Here is a 6,000-nt window from a genome sequence, read left to right as displayed (position 1 = left end):
GCATGAAAAGGTCAGCGGCATTCTGGCGCCCGCCTGAGTCTCCCTGCCATCGCCAAACGCATGACAAATCTTGTCACACCGACCGATTGAGCAATCTCCTTAAACGAATGGCACAGTTTCCTTAAGCGAATGCCATTGCCCGGACCCGCCCCACACGGCGCCGCCGGGCCCCCGCCGCATGGGGCCGCGGGCCCCGCACCGTTTGGTGAGCCGCGGCAGTAACTTCAATCGACGTAACCGAGCGCCCGCATCCGCTCCAACGTCTCGGCATCGACCGGGCGCTCGTTTGCCTCCGGAGCAACCGCTGGCGCGGTTAGCCAGGCCTGGCGAACCTGCTGCAGCTTTGCGATCATCTCGGGCTTGGTCTCGGTAAGGTCACGGCGTTCGTGGGGATCATCGTCGAGATTGAACAGCTCGAACGCATTGGGATGCAGCCTTGGCTTAGCCGCGCGATTGCCGATGATCAGTTTCCATTGCCCGTCGCGCACCATGCTGGCAATGCCCTTGGCGTGCTCGGCAAACAGGGGCACCGGCTCCTGCGCTGGGCCTTGCTCGATGGCCGGCAGCAGTGAGCGACCCTCGAGTGGCCCGTCAAGCCGCAGCCCCGCGTACTGGAGAACGGTGGGGGCCAGATCGATTCCACTGACCAGGTTCGCTACCCGTCGGCCCGCTGGGATGCGCCGCGGGTAGCGCATGATCAAAGGAACGTGCAGGGTCTCGTTGTAGATCGTACGATGGTCACAGTAGATGCTGTGCTCACCGAACGCCTCGCCGTGATCGGCGGTTACAACCAACAGTGTGTCATCGCTCAAACCGAGTTCGTGTAGATCGCCGAACAGGCCGGCGAGGGTCGCATCGACGTAAGCGATCTCGCCGTCGTACAACGCCACCAGGTAGTCGATTTCCTCCCGCGTCAGGCCGATTTGGTTGTTGCCGACGGCTTCCTTGAAGCCCAACTTGAACAGTTCCCGCAACCGGTCCCGCGCAGAGGGCGGCACCCGGTTCGCGCGAAAGAATTGTTGGAGTGGTGAGCGCTTGAGAAACAAGTCGATGCGGGGACTGGACGCCCTGACGTAACGCCGGTCGTAAGGCGGTGGCGGGTTGTACCTCATGTGCGGGTCCCAGAGGTGTAGCCACACAAAGAACGGGCGCTCGGCGTGTGCGCCCAGCCACTGGCGGGTTACAAGCACGGAATCCGTTGCGCGCCGCTCGTCTTTGACATCGTAGTAATCGTCAAAGCCGCGGCCCAGGCCTGAGTTCTCTTGCCCCAAGTGTCCGATGCTGACCACGGCGGCGGTGGCGTAGCCGGCTTTGCGAAAACGCTCGGCCAGCGTCGTTATATGTGGAGCGGTGAGGCCCGCAGTGTTGCTCGTCACCCCGTGCGTACTCACGCGCGTGCCGGTAAGCAGAGAGATGTGAGACGGATTAGTAACGTTTGCCGCGCTGTAGCAATTTTCGAACATCACACCTTCGCTTGCGAGCCGATCAAGGTGTGGCGTGGTCGGCCGCATGTAGCCGTAAGCTGACACGTGATCCGCCCGCAGCGTGTCGATGGTGATCAACAGCACGTTGGGCTTATTCACTAGCGACGAGCGCACCGGGGCGCGCCGCCCGTAGGTGGCCATCACCGCGGCAGCTATGAGGCCGCCCGCCAGCAGGCTCAGTCTCCATAGTCGTTTTGAAGGCAAGCTCGTTTCTCCTCGTGACCGTTTGCCGCCGGCAGCTTCACTCCACCAGATAACCGAGGGCCTTGAGCCGTTCGCGTGCCGCCGCATCCACTTCTCGAGTCGGCGCGGGCGACGGCGAGTGCCGGCTGCGGGCGTCGTATATCCCACGCAAGCGCTGAACGATATCAGGGTGCGCTTGCGCCAGATCCGCCGTTTCGCGTGGATCACTTTCCAGGTTGTACAGCTCCACGGGTTTGGGGTGCCACTTCATCAGCCGCTTGCGTTGGACCTCGTTCTTCGCGCGCCGGATACGTTCAGCGCTGGTTGACACAATGAGCTTCCAGGCGCCGTCTCGGACCATGCCGCCCAGCGCATTAGCGTGCGCGGCGAACAGCGGCTCTGCAGCCGGCGGCTGTGAGCCGTCGATAACCCGCACCAGCGAGTGGCCCTCGAGCGTGATATCGAGCGGGACGTCCGTGTACTGCAAGATCGTTGGCGCGACATCGAGACCACTGACGAGAGCGTTGATTCGCTTGCCGCCAGCGATGCGAGCGGAAAACCGCACGATCAAGGGAACGTGCAGCGTCTCTTCGTAGACCGTGGCGTGGTCGCAGTAGATGCCGTGTTCGCCGTGGGCCTCACCGTGATCAGCGGTTACCACCAGTAGGGTATTGTCGGCGATGCCCAGCTTGCGTAAATGGTCGAGCAGCGTGCCGATTTGGTTGTCGGTGTAACCAACTTCACCATCGTAAAGGGCTTTGAGATACTCCACTTCCGCCTCGGTCAGGCCAAGCTGATTTATCCCGATGGAGTCGGCAAATTGGGCGGCAAACTGCTCCTGTAGGAATGCCCGGTCGCCGCCAGCGAGCGTCTGTGTTTGGAAGAACCAGTCGGCGCGCTGGCGGCCTAAGATGACATCGATGCGCGGGCTGCGCTCGTTGACGTATTGCGCATCGTAGGGCGCCGGGGGGCTGTACACCATGTGTGGATCGAACAGGTGGAGCCACAAGAAGAACGGCTGCTCGTGCTGGCCGGCAATCCAATCGCGAGCCAGCGCGATCGATTGCTCCGCGCGCTGCTCGCTCTTGGTGTCGAAGTAACGATCAAACCCGCGGCCAAGGCCAGAAGGGCCTTGATTCAAATGGCCGACACTCACCACTGCCGCGGTGGCGTAGCCGGCAGCTCGCAGCCGCTCGCTCAAGGTTGGGATGTCGTCCGCGCTGAAGGTATTACTATTGGCCTGCACCCCATGGGTAGCGACGCTCGTGCCCGTGAGCAGGGAGACGTGCGATGGGTTGGTCGAGTTGGCGGCGCTGTAGGCGTGCTCGAACAGCACGCCCTCGCGCGCCAGTTGCTCCAAGTGGGGTGAGGTCGAGCGGGCGTAGCCGTAAGCGGACAAGTGATCCGCCCGCAGCGTATCGATCGTAATCAAGATGACATTCGGACGCGCCGCGGGCGTTGGCCGGGTCCAGAGCACGGCACCGGCACCGACAACGGCGGCGATGATCAGTGCCGCCCAGATTCGTCCTGCCATTGCCGCTGCCACGCCTGCGCCTGGGTGTAGTACAGGGAAGGAATCGGTGCAACCGAAGCGAGCGGCGCGACTCGACCGTGGCCCGGTGATCGGCTATGTGCGCCGGCATGGGACACCGCCAAGCCGACGGTGCAGGGCGCCGGCAGCGCCGGGAGTGGCGCGTCTGGCTCGTGGCTGTGGTTGGCGTGGCAGCGACCGCCGTTATCGCGTGGCACACCATCAGCCCGCCCGCACCCACTCACTCTGCCATTCGATCCGTGGTCCTGGTCACAATTGACACGCTGCGCGCGGATCATTTGTCGGCTTATGGCTACCAGCGCGCGACCTCGCCGCAATTGGACGCCTTCATGGCGCGCGGAACGCGCTTTGCCTGGGCGTTGTCGGCGGCGCCTACCACCGCGCCCTCGCACGTGGCGATGATGACCGGTTTGTATCCCGGCTTCACCACGGTCGGTGTGCTCAACGGACAATTCCCGCTCAGCCCGGAGGCGAGCACACTGGCGGAGCTGTGTCGCGAGGCCGGCCTGCGCACCGCCGCCGTTGTCAGCAACGCGGTGTTGATGCGCCCGCTCGGTCTGGATCAGGGCTTTGACTCATACGATGACGACCTGGAGGACCGCGAGCTGAACCGCGTTTGGGCGGAGCGCACCGCCGCCCGCGCGGTGCCCAAGGCCCTGGCCCAGCTCGCACAGCTGCGCGGCAGCCCCTTCTTCTTGTGGCTGCACTTCCAGGAGCCCCATGGTCCTTACGCTCCGCCGACGCCGTGGGCGCAGGCATTCGCGGGCGATTCGCTGCGCCTCGGTCCCAATCCGGAGCTGCCGGTGGGGGCGGACAACTCGGGTTTGCACTCGATCCCGGCCTACCAGCGTTTCGACGACGAACGGCGGCCGGACCAATACGTGCGGCGGTATGACGCCGAGATTGCGTATCTCGACAGCGAGCTGGCTCGGTTGTTCGACCTGATGACCGGTTCCGGGTTGCTGCAAGACACGCTGGTGGTGATTACGGCCGATCACGGCGAGGCGTTGGGCGAGGATGACTTCTATTTCGCCCATGGGCATTCGCTCGGGCTGGATCAACTGCACGTACCGCTGGCGATGATCGGACCCGGCATAGCCGCCGGCGCGGTGCGCCAGCGGGCGGTGTCGAACATCACGGTGTTCTGCACCATCTTGAACGCGCTCGGCCTGAGCCAAGAGCAACGGTGTGAGCAGAGTGACAGCATCTGGGCGTCACTGCTCGCGGGCGAGGAGCCGCCGGCAATGTTGGGCTACGCCGGCAGCGTGACGCAATGGGCAACCTTCCAGGCCGGTTGGTTTCTGCGTCGCGATGCCTATGCGCCCGAGGCTCCGGTGTTCGCGCCCGCCGGCGATCCGGTGACCGACACCCGCTATCGGCCCCTCGGCGAACAGCTGGCGGTGCTGACCGGCGAACGAGCCCCAGAGCCGCAGGAGCAAGGGCAGATCCGGCAAGCGCTGGGCGACTTCATCAGCCGCGCCGAAACCGCCAGAAACGCGCTCGCCTCGAAGCGACAGCCCGCCGCCGCTCTGCCGCCGGAGCAGAAGGAGCGCCTACGCTTGCTAGGGTATCTGCGCTGAAGGCTCCGGACCGCTCGGCGAGCCGCCGAGTCGGATTGGCGCTCGATCGCGTCGACGGGCGATCGCCTCGGCGTTGCTCGCCGTGATCGACACCGCCGCGCCCACGCAGCGGAGCGAAAGCAGTACCGCCGTCAGACTTGCGATTATGCAGCCGCCGTCAGCGGGTGCGCCAGCTGCGGCGCCGCGCGCCAAGGCGGAGTCTGTTTCAAGGTTGCGAATGTCCGCTCAATCGCCTCTGGGGTGCCCCAGTCGCTCCAGGCGATATCTTCAACCCGCAGCACGACGAGGTGCTCGGGAACACGCGCGAGGATGCGATGCGAGAAGTTCCACGCCGCCAGCTGGCGGTAAGCCGCGGCGCTGATACGCGAGCGAGCGTGGATCGCCTTCATGCGCTCGAAGTCACTCGCCACCATGCGTTGCAGCAGCCCCAGCATACGTTCGAGTCGGAAAACCATAACGAACGAATTCCACAACCCGCCACGGCGCAGCAGATGGGTCACCGTGTCGGGGCCGGGCTTTTCGTGAAACGCGGCGACATGAAACGCACCGGCAAAATCGGCCCCATCCGGCAGTGGCTCGGCCGTCTCGATGTAGCCGTACCCGGGCTCGCAGTAATCTGGGCGGATACCGAGCAAGACGATCTTATTGGGCAGCCGCGTCACGATGCGAGCGGCCTGCTCGACGTGCGCGACAAAGGCGCGGTCATCGCTGACGTAGTGGTCGCTCGGGAATACCGCTACCGTTGCGGACTGCGATCGGCGCGCGAGGTGCAGCAAGCTGAACAGCAACCCCGGCCCGGTGTCGCGGTTGCCCAATTGCGCCAGCTGATTCTCCGCCGGCAATAGGCAAAGCTGATCGCGCGCCAGATCGACGTGGTCGCGATTGAACACCACCAGCGTGCGCTCGCGCGGGGCGAAGTGCCGCGTACGATCGAGGGTAGCTTCGAGCAATGAGCGGCCGCCGACGAGCTTGCAATACTGCTTCGGTATCGGCTTCCCCGTGATCAGCCGGGTCAGCTCTTGCAGGCGTGTCCCGTCCCCGCCGGCCAAGATCAACGACCATCGATCCAGCGCGGGCGTTCTCGCCATCGAGTATCCCCCTTTTGCGTGATCCAAGTTGTCGCTCCAGAAACCAGCCGTGGCGTTTCTTCTGTGAGCAAGGCATATGCCGGAAGCGTGCAGACCTTCTTCAAAAAGGGTTG

The 6,000-nt window shown here is 64.3% G+C and carries 4 protein-coding genes; 1 reads left to right on the top strand and 3 read right to left on the bottom strand.

All coding sequences use genetic code 11. The annotated features are described in order from the left end of the window. Nucleotides 1-224 precede the first annotated feature (224 nt). A complete protein-coding gene (locus tag HY699_00935; protein ID MBI4514367.1) occupies nucleotides 225-1,688 on the bottom strand; it encodes a sulfatase in 1,464 nt (487 codons plus the stop codon). Nucleotides 1,689-1,725: 37 nt separating this feature from the next. Further along, entirely contained in the window at nucleotides 1,726-3,201 is a 1,476-nt protein-coding gene (locus HY699_00930; GenBank protein ID MBI4514366.1) for a sulfatase, read from the bottom strand. 107 nt (nucleotides 3,202-3,308) lie between these two features. On the opposite strand from HY699_00930, the gene HY699_00925 reads away from it, so the two are divergent. Next, nucleotides 3,309-4,799 (top strand): sulfatase, encoded by a 1,491-nt coding sequence (locus HY699_00925; protein ID MBI4514365.1) that lies wholly within the window; start codon nucleotides 3,309-3,311, stop codon nucleotides 4,797-4,799. Nucleotides 4,800-4,942: 143 nt separating this feature from the next. On the opposite strand, the gene HY699_00920 is transcribed toward HY699_00925, so the two are convergent. After that, nucleotides 4,943-5,887, bottom strand: coding sequence for an NTP transferase domain-containing protein (locus tag HY699_00920; protein ID MBI4514364.1), 945 nt, complete (start codon nucleotides 5,885-5,887; stop codon nucleotides 4,943-4,945). Nucleotides 5,888-6,000 lie beyond the last annotated feature (113 nt).

It is taken from the genome of Deltaproteobacteria bacterium (assembly GCA_016210005.1).
Lineage (GTDB): Bacteria > Desulfobacterota > Binatia > HRBIN30 > JACQVA1 > JACQVA1.
Note: the sequence above shows the minus strand (reverse complement) of the source record. Positions and strands in the feature narration are given on the sequence as shown.